Annotated in this window: 6 protein-coding genes; all 6 read right to left on the bottom strand. The window is 44.4% G+C overall.

What is annotated here, in order from left to right; genetic code table 11:
- Window positions 1–7: 7 nt before the first annotated feature.
- From QTN47_RS11345 to QTN47_RS11370, 6 genes are read right to left on the bottom strand one after another with little or no spacing between them, the layout of a single operon-like run.
- Entirely contained in the window at window positions 8–5,716 is a 5,709-nt protein-coding gene (locus tag QTN47_RS11345) for a hypothetical protein (protein ID WP_369329487.1), read from the bottom strand.
- Window positions 5,717–5,740: 24 nt separating this feature from the next.
- Window positions 5,741–8,794, bottom strand: coding sequence for a hypothetical protein (locus tag QTN47_RS11350; protein WP_369329488.1), 3,054 nt, complete (start codon window positions 8,792–8,794; stop codon window positions 5,741–5,743).
- A gap of 9 nt (window positions 8,795–8,803) precedes the next feature.
- The gene (locus tag QTN47_RS11355) at window positions 8,804–12,214 is read right to left on the bottom strand and encodes a DUF6603 domain-containing protein (RefSeq protein WP_369329489.1); all 3,411 of its coding nucleotides are present in this window, start codon (window positions 12,212–12,214) and stop codon (window positions 8,804–8,806) included.
- Entirely contained in the window at window positions 12,204–13,766 is a 1,563-nt protein-coding gene (locus tag QTN47_RS11360) for a chymotrypsin family serine protease (RefSeq protein ID WP_369329490.1), read from the bottom strand. The genes QTN47_RS11355 and QTN47_RS11360 overlap by 11 nt, the downstream gene beginning before the upstream one ends.
- A gap of 9 nt (window positions 13,767–13,775) precedes the next feature.
- Entirely contained in the window at window positions 13,776–14,192 is a 417-nt protein-coding gene (locus tag QTN47_RS11365; protein WP_369329491.1) for a hypothetical protein, read from the bottom strand.
- Window positions 14,189–14,872 carry a hypothetical protein gene (locus QTN47_RS11370; RefSeq protein WP_369329492.1) on the bottom strand — a complete coding sequence of 228 codons (684 nt, stop codon included), beginning with the start codon at window positions 14,870–14,872 and terminating at the stop codon, window positions 14,189–14,191. The genes QTN47_RS11365 and QTN47_RS11370 overlap by 4 nt, the downstream gene beginning before the upstream one ends.
- Window positions 14,873–14,876: the final 4 nt, after the last annotated feature.

Raw genomic sequence — 14,876 nt, forward strand, 5'->3', positions numbered from 1 at the left:
TCAATTTTCAAATATCAATTGTCAATTTATAATCGTCCAATTTGATCAAATCCAATCTTCCCGGTTGTGGTTTGGGTACAGCATTGCGTCCGAAATCAAGCGTTGGCGTATCATCAGAACCTGACAATGCAGCCATAATTGTAGGCAGCAATTGCGCAAACGGTGAATTGTTGAGCAGATCGGGATCTACGGCACGTTTCTTCGCCCATGCCAATGTTTCGTCCAGCGTAGACATTAAATCATCCCAAGACCAGGAACCATTCAAATCAGGTGAAACTGCAAGCAGGCAAACATTCGGTGTTTCAGCATTCGGACTGTTATAGTTTACTGCCAGGCCGGTATCAACTCTTGCTATCGGTATTTCTTCCACCCATTCATCTATGATCATTCCTGAATGTGTTGCGTTTGCGTCAAATGATGCAGGATAAGAAAATAATAACGACAAATTATTATCAGGTACATCATAACCGTCTGGTAGTTTCATGCCAACCCATTTTGATTGTACGTTTCCATTTTCATCAACAGGTGTTAACGGAAACTGTGTAACCTTAAACGGATCTTTCTTTTCAACACCAGTCAACACTTCTGCAAATAATTGCCATTGCTGCAATGCATGCATTCTTTTACGCACGGGTGCTAATCCCTGTATCCATTCTTCCACAGCATGCGGACCTGCATTTGTTAACAGACCGGTGTAGGCATTGGCTGCAATAACTGCTGCAGGAGTGTAAAAATTAAAGTCAGGATACAATTTGAATCCGCGGCCAAATATTGCTTCACCGGCTTGCAATAATATCTTCAGCTTTGCATCTTCTGAGGTTTGCGCAGCAACGGACGACAATAACTGCGTTGCGGTCTGATTTTTTTTGCTGAGTATTGTCAATGCCTGGCCTGCCTCTGCCAATAAAACCCTGGCGTCTTCAACACTGTAGCTCAGCGCCGTGGTGGGAATACTTCTAACCACGCCAAAATAGTTTGCATTGAGCATAGCATTTCGTAGCCGGATGTATTGATTCTCATCAAACGTATTCGCAAAGGCTGGTACGTTAGCAGCAAGCGCATTAATGGCGTCGGTTAATTCTGTCACCAATCCTCCCAGACCTTTCTGACCGTTACTCATTGCGGCTCCGGCGACATTCTGCAATCTTGCAAGAAGGCTTGCTGTTTTTAAACCTGCAGTCGGGTTGGCAGCTATTTCAGTATCGGCATCCGTTTCAAGCATAAAATCTCTCGCATCAAGCGGCTTGCCATTTTGCACTACCATCAAAAGTGCACTGGAAAGCGGTTTCAATTCGGCCAATGTAATTTCACTAATGTCTAATCCCGTACGGTCAGCATTTTTAATCCTGATGGTAATTTCGTCCGAATGTGCAACAGCTAACCTGATGTGATAACTGATCAATTCATACAAGTCAGATTCAAGATCATCTTCCAATGAAATATCCATCAGGTAAAGAAGATCTATTGGTTCAATATTCAGTTCTCCGGCATTTAAATTAAAGTCGGTAACAATGCCGGATGTATTGGTGAAGCTGCAATTGATGACGATTTTTTCTTTCGCCGGTAATTCTCCTGCCAGCCATTTGTTTAATTTTGGTTCTGCCCATGATCGCGCTGTACCTATGGTAGTCCAGTTAATTTCTCCGCCAGCAGCAGGATCAAAGATCACTCCTATCCTGTTTGTCAGTGCATGAAAATTGCGGGGAGTTTGTACTACATGCGGTTCAGGCGGAACTGAAGTTCCGGATATGGCATTAAATGCGGCGTTGCTCCGTGCTGTGTTTCCCTGAACTGCCTGGTGGATACATTCAGTCAACAACAGGTCATGAATGGCATCCATGGTGTCCATCAACCGTTGTATGGACTGTTCTACAATTTGTTGATCTGTCGCCGGATTGAACACAACACCATCAGCCCAATGCGGTTGATTGTCGCGGTATGCTTCCATCAATTTCAATCCGTCTACAACATTGTAAGCCTCTGCTTCATTAATATCCTGTGCACCGGTAGATTCGGTTACTCTTGCAGCCACAAATGGATATTTTAATCTTATATCGCGGATGTACTGATCCAGATTTAAATTGAGATCATGCAACTCTCTTTCAAACTGGTAACCAAGTAGCGCCGCCAATTCCTGTCCGTTACGGATCCCTTCAAGGAAGGTCAATGCTCTTCGAACCCGGTCAGAAGACAGATTTACGGCAAATGCATCAGCATTAGAGCCCGGATTAACTTTATGTGATTCGTAGCCTGAGCGCAACAATGCAGCAGTTGATGCGTGGTTGACGGAGGGTGCATGTATGTAGCCCTGGTTAGATGGATCGATACGGGGATTGCTGATAAACTTATCCATTGCACTATCATACGTTACACTACCCGGATCTGCCGAACCAAGATAAATAAAGCCGGGGCCAACGTTCACTATTTCCGGTACATCGAATAAATCCGGAAAGTTTACCAATACAGTGTCCCGCGTTGTATCCAGCACCATGCTGACTCCACCGGAATCTACGATGGGGTTAGTTGCAGCGACCTCACCTTTTTGAAAAGTCATGGCTTTCCCTTTTACAACAGACGGCGGTGCAGCAGCTCTTGCGACTGCTGCGGTATTCTTTTTATAAACAAAGAATGGCGGAACAGGACCCGGCGCCACTGCAGCGGGAAGCTCAATATTTTGCAAAGTAACTTCCTGAATACCCGGGATGGTAAATATGGTTGGCTGAATATCTACTTCACGATATGCAACACCGGGAAATACGCCGGGTACAACATTTTCAAGCCATGAATAAGATCCGATATAAATACCTGTTTGCCGTTGCGTGCCGCTATTCCGTAAGTTTTCAAGACGTTGAGCGGCCAGGCTAAAGAACCATGCATCTAACCTGTAAGACGCAAGATCAACATGTTCACTGAACAAACGTTCCAGGCTGGCTGTGGACAGTTTGCTCAGGCAAGTGAGAGCGTTGCGTAATTCAAGCATATCCTGCAACTCATTATCAACAACAGGCTTTTTAATACCAAGGTCAATATATTGAGCCAGGTTAACAGCATCACCAATAAAGTCATATTTAGTGGCAAGCGTTCCGGTTTTGGAAGTAGTGAACTGAATGGTGTTAATCTCATTTTGCACCAGGGTATTTACGTAGGTATTAAACGCAGGAACAGCCGCAGTTTTCAACTGATTATAATAATTGGTTCTGGCCGTTTGTATAGCTTTCGCATTCATGCCTGCAAGGCTACCTGCATTTGCGCGTTTGATAAACTCTGCCTCTACGTCTGCATTCAGGCGATTATGCAGATCTGTTCCTTCCTTCATTTCTATTCTTGTACGAACGAGACTTTGTATTTCGGGCGAAAGTGTTTTTGTCGCGATATTACCCAGTTCAATATCCAGTATCGCATCGGGAGAAAGCAGCTTTCTGTTAATGAGTGTATTAATGCCGGTATGCACATATTCCAGCAGACAGGAATGACGAAGCATTAAGTACAGCAGTGCTTTCGGCGGAATTATGCCGGCTGCTCCAATATTGCTAAAATCTTCGTTAGAGATTGTTGTGAAATCACTTTTATTTAGCCAGTCAATATAGTTTTCTCCATTGCTCCCGATCATGTTCAGTGTTCGTTTTTCCGAAAAAGGATAGATATCTATAATTGGCCCATCCAGGTGCTTTTCTTTTTCAGAATATACAAAGTTGAATACCCGAGGCGGTGTGGTAAACAGGAAGTTGAGACTATGAAACATGCCCGTGAAATCAAGTATGTTGGCATAGCTAACACTGGTTGGAATGGTAGCAGCCTTTTGTATAAGAAGGCTGTATGAATATAAGTTCCACAGAAAATACGGACCTGTTACATAACGCTGATAAAACTCCACGCTTGCAGGATGTAAACCAAGTATTTCCAAAAATGCTTTATCAGTATTCGAAGTAAATCCCTGGTCAGCATGCTTTACCTGCAACGAAAGGGTGTCCCATGTTACTTCCATTTTTTTCAATACATTGTTCAGCATATTGCCGAGAAATATATTGTTGCCTGTTGCTGCTACAGAGGTGTACGTAAGTTTTGAAAAAGCTGTTGTAGGGAGAATGCCATAAGGCTGATCGTCCACCCTTATTGCCGGCAAACGTCCTCTTCCCAGAACAAAACGGCTAAAATGACTTTTGGTATTCAAAATATCCTGATCAGAAAATAGCGGCTGCATCAGCTGTGATAAATAATAGCCAAGTGTTGTTGGCCATAAAGCCTTATTCATGCAGATGGCTTCTTTAATATCTGTTATGCCTGCATAACGTGTATGCTGCAGTTTTTCATAACCAATACCCAGTGCTTCGGCAAGGCGCTGTCCGTCAGTTTTGTCTTCGTCAGCGGTTAGCTGGGTAAACTGCGGTGCACCCAGCTCTATATTGAACAAGGCATCGTCATCTGCATTATTTGCTGTATAACCAGAAAGGCTATCTTCTGTATTGTTCGTAGGCGTGCCCTGCGGAACGACTGACAGACCACCCGGTTTGTAATGATGATTGTCTACCAGCTCTTCAACCAATTTTTGTGTGGCGTCTTTGTCTGCAGAAGTCTTTACACCAAGCACCAGCAATTTTGTAAACCCTTTTGTTCTTTCGGCAAGGGACAACGGTACCCGGATTGCCATACCAATTTTTTCAGCCTCATCAAAATCCTGCACCCACCACAGATTTTCAGGCAACACCAATTTACCGTCTGTGTTGTCCAGGCCCGAGCCATCATCCTGCGGGTCAAGGCTTACGGGCAATTGATCAGGTATTGATTTACCTGCAACTTCACGGAATGTAGCTCCTGTATATAAGCGCACAATAAAACGATCGGGCATAACCCTTGAATGGGGCGCTTGTGACCATGATGTTGCTTTTTGTGCAGGTGTAGGAAATTGCGGTTGAACTGGCAATGGTTTTGCCCGGTCAACTGGTGCTGTGGGTGCGGATGCCTGGTTAACCGGCGTCATTTGTTTACTGATCCATGCTGCGCGTTCGGGTGTTCTGCCATTTATCAAAACGCGCCAGGCACTTAATCCAAGGTTGTTGTCATTTCCCGCATACCACATTTGTGTCCAGAAAGATTGCCCTGCACTAATTTCTATCTCTGTTAGTTCTTCTTCATGCGTGTGAATGGCAATATCGTCAGGAAAGATGCGGATCCACAATTCGTTGATGTCTTCTACAACAGGTAATGCTGAATAGTTGGGATACAATTCTTTTACGCCGAAGTTTACCGGCTTCTCTACATTCCTCCCTTTAATAACAGTCAGCTTGCCGGGTGTTTTCGGTAGCTTGTCCCTGCCAATCCTGGCTATATGTTTGATTATCATAAAGCGGGTTTCCACTCTAACAGGTAGCAGCAGTACAGGAAACTGATCATCCATAAGGCTCACCTGCGAACGCGGATCTGTATCAATAACAATTTTGCCCAGCAAGTCACCCAGTGAATTCTTGAGCTGGGAAATGCTGTCTTTTATAGCGTCAACTTTAGCATTGACATCTTTTAAGTTACTGGCTTGAGCAGCTAGTTTCTGTTTATCAATTGCCAATGCAGTATCTTTCTTCAACTGTTTTTCAAGCGCTGTTTTTTGCGCAATAGTTTCCTGGAACAACCTGGACTGTTCCTGCAAGGCCGCACGCTGTTTGGAGATCTCCTGTTGAAGATTTGTAAGATTTTTCCTGTTATTGCTTTCCTTGGTATCCATCTTTCAACGAATTATGGTAATACATCATGGCAGCATATCATCCGCATGCACTGCAAGCAACACCGGATTCTGATATAATATTTCCGCCATGTTTGTTGAATTGAAACCCCAGGGTATATGCTTTCCGTTTATTGTATCATCAGTTGGTACAACTGCATTATTGGTTGCATTCAGGTAAGAAAGTCTGAACGCTGCGTTGCCCTGGCTCAGATCATTCCAGGTTCGCGGTGCTGTTGCACTTGTATCAGTATCTAAACCAAATCGTATTTCGCCAGGTCTCTCCTGTATGACAAAGAACCAACCGGGATCAGGTGGCGTGCCATCACGGTTGCCCCTTGCCGCTGCAGCCGTCAGGTCGAATCCGATAAACGTAAGATCTGGTGAGATGTGCGCGCTGAATAACGGATACTTTAAGTCTGTGCCTAACAGTCGCTGGGCTTGCGTATCCGACCCATTGAATGCTGCGCGTTGTGCATAGATAACGGTATCCGGAAAACGATTCAATAACTCGCCCCTTATAACCAGTATCAGTGGGTTAGGCGTACTCATGCCAACCCTTGCAGAATGTGTTCCAAGCGTGGAGTTGGTAGGCCATTCATGAATCTTCTTTATGTCAAGATTTTGCTCAGCCTGCGCAACATCACTCAAACCTCCCGTATTTACTGCATCAGACGAATCCCAGAATTGACGAAAATAACTACCACGCTGATCCGTCGGAAATTCGCGCCACAACAATTCTCTTCCTGTTTCATGATTTAAGCCAACCATAAAGGCTTCTATAAAGCGCTGGTTGCTTTCAACAAGTGTAATCGTATCTTTTGGAATAAGCCCAAGATTCGGACAGAAATAGTCAACACCAAGATCAACTACAGACTGGTAAGTGGGTGTATTAAATACCGGGTAAGCCATTACTGGTACAATCTTATCGGCGGGCGGCATTGTATAACCAGGCATAAACTGTAACTGTCCATACACTTTTGCAGCAATCGTAAATATAGGATTGATTGCTGCAATCACATCGGTAGACAACGCATTTACATCCAATGACGCAACAGCCGGAATCCCTTGCCAATTGGTTGATTCAAAATAATCATTGTATTTCATCACAGCGGTCTGGAAGCGGGATTCACTTTCGAAATCCGCTACTTCTTTAAAGCTAATATTTCCAGGGTTTGTGGGAGCGAACATAGCACTTGCCACTTTATAGTTGCTTACGATCTCTACGTCCACGCTTATTTTATCAACCGTCAAAACAGACTGAAGTGAAGAAACTGTTTTAGGCGCCACCGCAGGAAATACATTGTTGGCAAGATTTATTCTTAATGAATTTTGTTTGAAGATAGTTTTTGCAGGATCCAGCCTCTTCATCACAGGTCCATTCGGCCTTTCTACTTTGCGATAAGCATAAGAGTACAATGCGTCGGGGACGGCGCTGTCTTCCATTTTTTTGAAAGCAGTAACGGAGCCGGACTTTACTTTGCGGAACATTTTATTACCTATTGCTGCTTTCTGCTCTGCCGGTTGATTTTTCAGGTGTTTGTTGTAGCCCGCATTAGACACTTGCTGTGCATGTTGCCCCCATTTTAATTTCCGGTTTGCTTCAATCACTTCACCTAATTGACCCCACGCTTTATCCATTATTTCCTCCTGGCGCTTCTTTACATATTTTACGCCAACACCGGCAACTGCACGGCTTCTTGGATCAAGGTTCAGTTCATATAACCATGAATTGTTGTTATTAAGTGCAGTGTCTGATGCATCCAGTTTTCTTGTGAGCGCATGCCATCTGCCATATAAATCCGGAACAATTAACGGATCATCCTTTATGTCGGGAAGCGGATCGGTATAGCCATACGGATTGGTGGTATATGGTTGCACAAGTGCCGGTGGAAATGTCGCTTCCATCATGTCTTCTCCCAGGTTAACCAATCCCGCAAGCTTCTTACGGTATGCTGTTGATGAGGCTGCAACGCTCCACGGATAAGGTAATCTTGTGTTGTAAGTGCCGGGAGGCAACACCGCTCCCTCCAGCATCAGTATGCCATTATTGAATACAGGACCAGCGCCAAAGTTTACATTCATGCCCGGCTGCTGAATATCCATTTCCCGCGTACCTACTTTCGGATCAACTTCTCTTGGTTTTAGTTTGCGTACGAGTGTTTCAAAATCGCCTTCCTTACCCGTCATGAACTGCCATTGAAAGTAGACCGGGAAATGATCAACATAAGGCAGGTGGCCTTCATCATTTAAATGCGCAATACCGAATGATGGTTCTTGTGCCTTGTGTGTTTGTATAACCGATTCTTCCGCACCCAGACCAGCCAATCTGCCTGTTTCATAGGTTGGCACAAGAAAGCAATAATAAGTAGTGAATGGCTCTAGTTTTCGCGGACAAATAATGCGTGAGTATGCTCTGTCAGGATTTGAATCTACCAGTTGTCTGAATCTGTCCAGCGCTGTATTTACATCGTTAGCGTTATCAGGACTTAAAAGATCAGTTGAATCAAGATCACCGTTTAAATGTACATGTGCCCATGCCCATAATTCAGCAACTGTTGGCAGTGCACCGCTTTGCGCGCCGGTAGTTCCCGAAGGGTCGGTTGCTAAAGGCAATATTTGTATGGAGGGCAATGCGCCCATAATGCCGGTATCATTCTTAAACTCATCTTCCTTCAGCGCCAACAACATGATCCATGGCCTTAGCTGGTGATTGTTTGCCTTGGCCGGACTATACTTCCACGGAAGGTCTTCCTCATAAAATTCTATGTATGGAAAATAGTTGGGAAGGAAATTTGTAATACCATTTTTAGGTTCTGTTTTGACAATAACAGCGGTATTTAAACTGGTTATATCTCCCGGGGCAACGAGCGAAACCTGCTGCGTAACGCTGTCTGCAAAATTTGTGGCCCCCTTGCTGGCAGAGATGTTTGCAACTACATCTACTACCGCACGTTCTATTGTCCAGCCGCCCGCAGGTGGTGTTGCAAAGTTGCCGAGGTTCTCCAGCTCTTCTATTTTTGCAGCAATGCCACGTCTTGCCCATGGAAGAAATGCATACCTGGAAAGTGGATCGCTCATAACAGACAATTAAAAAGATGATACAATATCAAGTTTACCTTCCAATGCAGGATTTGCAGCTATGGCCCGTTTTTGCATGCCCACTGCTTCCGCAACAGAGCCTGCTGTCATACTTCCAAATACAGAAAGATCATCTGTATTTACTACGGAATATTTTTTACCACCAACCTTAACTTTTGGTGGTGACAATGGTGAATCCATTTTTGCTTTTGTTCCGAATTTATTCTTAGCCGCCGCTCCGTTCTTTAAAAATGCATTGAAACGGATGTTGTCAAAAATGCGTTTGGGTAATGTGTTCTTTGGCTTGTCAAAATCATCAATAATGATCTCTTCAAATTCTACATCTCTTTCGCGGAAGTAGTCCGATGTTAAAATGTTAGAGCCATTTGCACTCAGGCCACTGTTGTATTTTTCAAAAGAAGGACGGCTTAATTTTTCAGTCTCTGTAATATCAAAGAATTGAGCAGGAGCAAATTCTTCCTGCAAATCGTTCTTACCCATGTCCGCCAACGCAACCGAGAATTTTGTATAATCAGCAGGCTTCGCAGTGCCAAACAAACTTATTTCTATATCTAACGGTACTACCTTTTGTGAAACGGACAAACTCTTATCAGGATGTGCTATAATTGAATCTGCAGTGTTGGTAATGGTACGTAAGGTTACCATACTGTCGGAAGTAACGGATCCATCTTCAACAGGTGTGATCCAGTTCTCTTTATTACTCAGCGCTTCTTTCAGTTTTGGCAGAACCGGAACATCCGGTATTGCTGTTGTATCGCTATCGCCCCATGTTGTTTCTACGCTTGCACTGATGTTGATGATGAAGATGATCTTGATCTTAACCTTGCCGGCGATATGCCATGGTGTTGGTCCTTCAAGTGAACCGTTGAAGGAAATAGTCATCAACTCTCCACCCCACGCGTAGACAGTTAATCCCGCAGACAAAGTGATCTTGAAATAGAATGGATTAAACTGGAAGAGTGCATCAAAATTAAACCAGCCTTTTATTTCACATGGACCTGCTTTAAAATGAAAATCAACGCCCGCGCCGAATTGTACAGTGTTTGATGTTACCGCAAAATAAGTTGTGATAACGAGCCGCGGATTGCCGGTAAGTAGATTGATGGTAAGCCTTTTCAATTGCGGCAAATCCAGTGGTGGCGGTGCATAATCAGGATGGAAGCCGCCAAGCGTAAACAGGAAGTTGCTGTTGTCACCCCACTTTATACGCAGCGCCATATCCCCTTCCAATGTGAACGTAAGCAGCCTTGAATCGAAAATGGCCGCATCAAAAGTGATGTATTCCGCTTCAAAATCTATCGTACCTACAAAGGCAACTTTTAAACTAAGAATTGCTGCTTCTTCTGTTGGGAGCACCATTTTTATAATACCAATAATGGCAAGACGGATTGGGTTTGGCACTTCCAGCATTAAGCCTATTTCAAGCGAGATCAATGTTGGCGTTCCCCATCCGATAATGCCCATCAGCCCGAATGCATATCTATCCTGCTGCTGCGGAAAAATGCTTTCCAGTGATGAAATAATCTGTGTGGCGTTAGCGATCGGATTGCTGGGAAACATGATATTGTCGATAGCATTGTTTCTTACGCCGTCTCTCAATGCATTCAGTATCATCGTCCGGTTTACACCAATCAAACCTCCCACTCCATTCAATGTAAAACCAAAGCTTAACTGTATCGGCGTAAACTCAGCAGTAATCATCAGTAACATGCTAAAGCCAGGCGAACCATCCGGCGCTTTAGTAGTGATGATAATTACAGCTACTACATTTACTACTTCTTGTATAGACAGTTGGGCAATACCTTCATACCTGCCCTTATCAAACATGAAATTCAGGTATCCGCCGCCTTTAACGATGCCCGCATCAAGTGATAAGCCAATTCCTGATGGCGGCTTAAAGTCGATACCAACATTCATGAAGCTAAGATTGCCCGAGTTGTCTGACGGAAAACTAAAGTTGGCCTGCATGCCCATGTCCTTCACCACCGCCTGGAACGGTCCTAATGACAATCCTATATCAGCGCCGATACCAATTGGAATTGTATCATCCTGAGCCTTGATGGTAAGCGTGAGTGCTGATATTAAAATCGGGCCAATTTGTATGTGCAGCGGGAACTGAATTTCCAAACCTCCTGAACCATCAAAATAAAATCCACGCGCGCTGTCATAACCCATGATCAGTTCAAGGTCTATCACAAAGCCATTTGCAGGAAGTACTGACGCGAGAAAGCCATCAGGGTTACCGGGTTTGATAACGATCTTACCACCTTGCAGCTTGCCTTCGATACCGAATCTGCCTGATGCTTTTCCTCCATCCCAGGTAAGGCCTACTGTTCCTGTAATGCTTAGATCGGTGAACTCAAACCTGCTTGCGTTTGCAGTTCCTATTGCGATAAAAGGTTGACCTGCACCAGCTGTTCCGGGAATACTGAATGTTACGCCAAGATCACCGGTAATGGGAGAAGGATTGCTCAAGGGAATAATGCTTACCTGTAAACCTGGTTGCAGCGTAAGCCCAAATTCCAACGGCAACACGGCATTTGCGGTAACTGTTACTTTGAAATTTGGTGTATTTAAAGCATAGCCTCCATTCAGCCGGAATGATTCAGTGAACAGAAAGTCAATACCGCGCGGAGTAACAGTGGTGTTTGATTTAATCCTGAACATGAACAGTTCCAGCTCCTGCGGCGTATTTAATATCGCGGGAAGGTTAAGGCTTAAAGCAATCTTTTGTAGCTTTTGCAACAATACAATTCCATCAAATGCAGGTGTATCCCATCCATACAATGTCTCCATCAACGCTCCGGGATCTTTAAAAAGTTGAGGGATATTATTAAACTGAACGCGCTTCTTTACATACGGTGTTGGAGGCCCCTGGGTATTGATAGTTGTGGAATCTGTTTTCTCAATAATACCTGCGAACTCAAGTCCCGCGGCCAGTATTGAACTGGCACGTTCAAGATAAACTACTGTAAGATGTTGTAATAAGTTGCTGACAAAATTGGTAAGAAAGGTCTGGACTTCGGCCTGATTAGGCAGCGACATACCTGATAAAAAAGCATTTAATGCCGTTTTTATATTGAGGCAGTCGTCGATGATCTGCGCAACTTTCTCTATCAGTTGCGTTACAATATTTCCACTTGTGTTCCAGTCTTCCGCATTAACAGCATCGATGAGTTGCGAGATTAATGGTGGCAGTTCATATAGCTGATCTACCACATCAGACACTGCATGATTGAACTGGGAATTATTTTCAAGGGAATCAGGAGGATCAATACCTAATTCTGCAAGAAGCAGCATCACTTCTCCCTGCTCAATCCTCTCCTTCAGCGGGTCAAAAACTTTGACCAACTCCATTGAAATTACTTCAAGCGTTCCTGGTGTTTGATTAGTCGGCATGAGCTTCCTGATGAATTGGTTTACCACATTTGGCACAAAGCGGAACTTTCTGCAATGCATCTTTCAAAGAATCAAACCCTTTGAACCGGTCGGCGAAAGTGAAAGCAAATCCACTATAATCGTCCACTGCTTTGGCCAGTTTTATGCTACCATTACGCTCCAGCACTTCGCTCATTTTGATGAGCAGGTTTTGCAGTGAGTATCCGTTGATCTCACCTGGAACTACATGCTGAGGGTCTGTGAAATTCTTAAGTATATGCCCAATATATTCCGGACCATTCATTCTATGCCACGCCACTTTTACTTCCCTGTTATCATTGATAAGATCCATTACTTCATTGCGATGATCCAGGAGTATTTGCAGAAACATTTCTCCCTGGGGTATTGACCTGATCTGTTTTTCAACAACGTTAACATAGCTGCCGGCGCGTATTGGCTTTGCGATAGCTTCGCTGATACCACTCAGCGGGATGGAATTTGGGGTTCCGCTGCTCATCACAGATATGCCAAGGCGATTCTGCACATTTTGAATGGGAAATACGCTCGCCTGTCCACTGGGAACGATCTTTCCATCAGCACCTCTTGTCGCGGGTACTGCAAAAAGCAATGCCACAACCTGGTTTCTACTGTTTACAACCACAGAGCCGGAATCGCCCTCATTTGCCATTAACGGACTTTCCGCAAGTGGTGAGATCCTGGTAATGCAGTTGGCATAGACAATTGTGCCGGACGCAGGATTGGACTTATCCGCTGTAACATTTGCGGTGGAACCAACTGCCTCCACTTTACCGAAAGTTAATCCCGTTGTTCTGCCTCTTTTTCTTACCCTGTCGTTCAGTGCAATGCCGGGTGAGGAACCAAACACGGGACCTATCTCTTCTATTGAGTTGGAAAAGAAAACAGTCTTCGGATCTGTAGCATCCTGTCCCAACAACTTTGCAATAGCTGCGTCAACCAGGTTGGTTGTTCCTTGTCCTGGAGGCAAGGTACCCAGGCTGGAAGCTGTTCCGCTAACATCTCCGGCTTGCCCGCAAAACACTTCGGCTATATCATAACACAAACAGCAACTGCAACCGCTTGGAGATGATGGCTGCCCTACTCTTTGTCCCACCGTGCCTGTTTTACCTATAATGACGTGGTGATTGGATAGCAGGTAGATCTTTTTGCTGCCCTCTGCTTCTGCATCCCTGGTTACAAAACACCCCAGTGTTCCGTTTCCAATGCCGGTATTGATTTGTATGCCGCCTGTTAGCAGGTCATAACCGGATTCATCCGTGGCGTGAAATTCCATTATTTCAACAAGCACATCGGTTGGAACACCTTTTATTTCAGACGGAATAATTTCTTCTGGTTTCAATGCAGACTTGTCAACCTTGGTTTTCACGATCACCCGGAAACAAATGATATCTGTAAGCTCGCCGTTCTTTCTTTTCAGGCCCACCTCCACGCTGGAAACATTCGGATAATTACGCTGCAATTCAGCCTGCACTTCGGGCAACATTGCCAGAAGCCGGTCCGTTGTTGCAATTATTTCTTGTCTTGACTGTTCCATAATACACACTTAACTAAGTGAAGTTTCAGGAGGTAATGCTTTAATCGATTTTAGCTTTTCCAGCACATCATTCAAACTCCCGCATTCATTTATCCATTGCATGATCAGGCTGATATGATCGCTGATGGCTTTTCTTAACGGCGGACTTCCTGCATCCTGTAACGCAGCAGCCATGCGACGTATAAGTGCCGTCTGGGTAACTCCGTTAATTTCCCTTTTCCATTTAATGCCCGGCTCCATTCCACTTTCAAGAAAAGCTGACACAAATGCGGGTCCGTTATTTCTCTGCCATGCCACAATAACCTGCCGGTGATGACCTACCAAAAAGAACACTTCATCTACATGCGCGTTAAATACTTTCAGTAGTTCCGTGCCAGCTGCAGTTTTCCTCAGCGCAATGTCTATCAAGTCAATATCATACGTCATACAGGCTGTGGTGTTGTGTCAGAAAAAAGCCATTCTCCCGTTGCTGCGTCAATAATATGCCGCATATGATTGCGCGCATCGATTGGAATACCGCCGCGTCGCGCCGCATATCCTTCCCCTTCAAGATCAATTCCTCTTGTTTGTATGATCCACACTGCCCTGTCAGAATATCTTATTGTTGAGTGAACAACATAGTAGGCCATTACCTGCCTGGCTTTTTTAGGCGATACCGGCCCGGCAAGATCAAGCTTCTTTAATGCCGTATAAAAATCAACAGACGGTGTGACCGCTGGCAATGCAATAAATTTTTCACCTTTCATCCTCAACTGCTTTTCTTCTTCCGCGGCATTGGGGAATGGTGCAATAGCTGCTTCGTTTTCCGGCCATGCAGAGGCAATTTTTAATATTTGCTGCGTATGCGGATTGGTCACTACGGATAACGCCTTTATGTTCGGAAATCTCGCTCTGCCATTGCGTTGCGTTATGTTTTGCAAATCGTTGAATTGCATGGCAACGGCCATCTCTTCATTTTTAAAGGTCGACTGATCCTCCAGCGATATATTAAAGAACGGCATGAACTGTGAAGCAATGGTTGTCTCTTCAGCCTTTACCGAAGCGTCTTTTACTTCAAAACCCAGATTGGTAGAAACTTTTTGTACTATTGTTTGTTCAACCGCCATAACA

This window comes from Danxiaibacter flavus, assembly GCF_041060425.1.
In the GTDB taxonomy this organism is placed as follows: domain Bacteria; phylum Bacteroidota; class Bacteroidia; order Chitinophagales; family Chitinophagaceae; genus Danxiaibacter; species Danxiaibacter flavus.

Coding starts and splice junctions, on each gene's coding strand:
- QTN47_RS11345 (WP_369329487.1), bottom strand. CDS start 5,716: ATGGATACCAAGGAAAGCAATAACAGGAAAAATCTTACAAATCTTCAA.
- QTN47_RS11350 (WP_369329488.1), bottom strand. CDS start 8,794: ATGAGCGATCCACTTTCCAGGTATGCATTTCTTCCATGGGCAAGACGT.
- QTN47_RS11355 (WP_369329489.1), bottom strand. CDS start 12,214: ATGCCGACTAATCAAACACCAGGAACGCTTGAAGTAATTTCAATGGAG.
- QTN47_RS11360 (WP_369329490.1), bottom strand. CDS start 13,766: ATGGAACAGTCAAGACAAGAAATAATTGCAACAACGGACCGGCTTCTG.
- QTN47_RS11365 (WP_369329491.1), bottom strand. CDS start 14,192: ATGACGTATGATATTGACTTGATAGACATTGCGCTGAGGAAAACTGCA.
- QTN47_RS11370 (WP_369329492.1), bottom strand. CDS start 14,872: ATGGCGGTTGAACAAACAATAGTACAAAAAGTTTCTACCAATCTGGGT.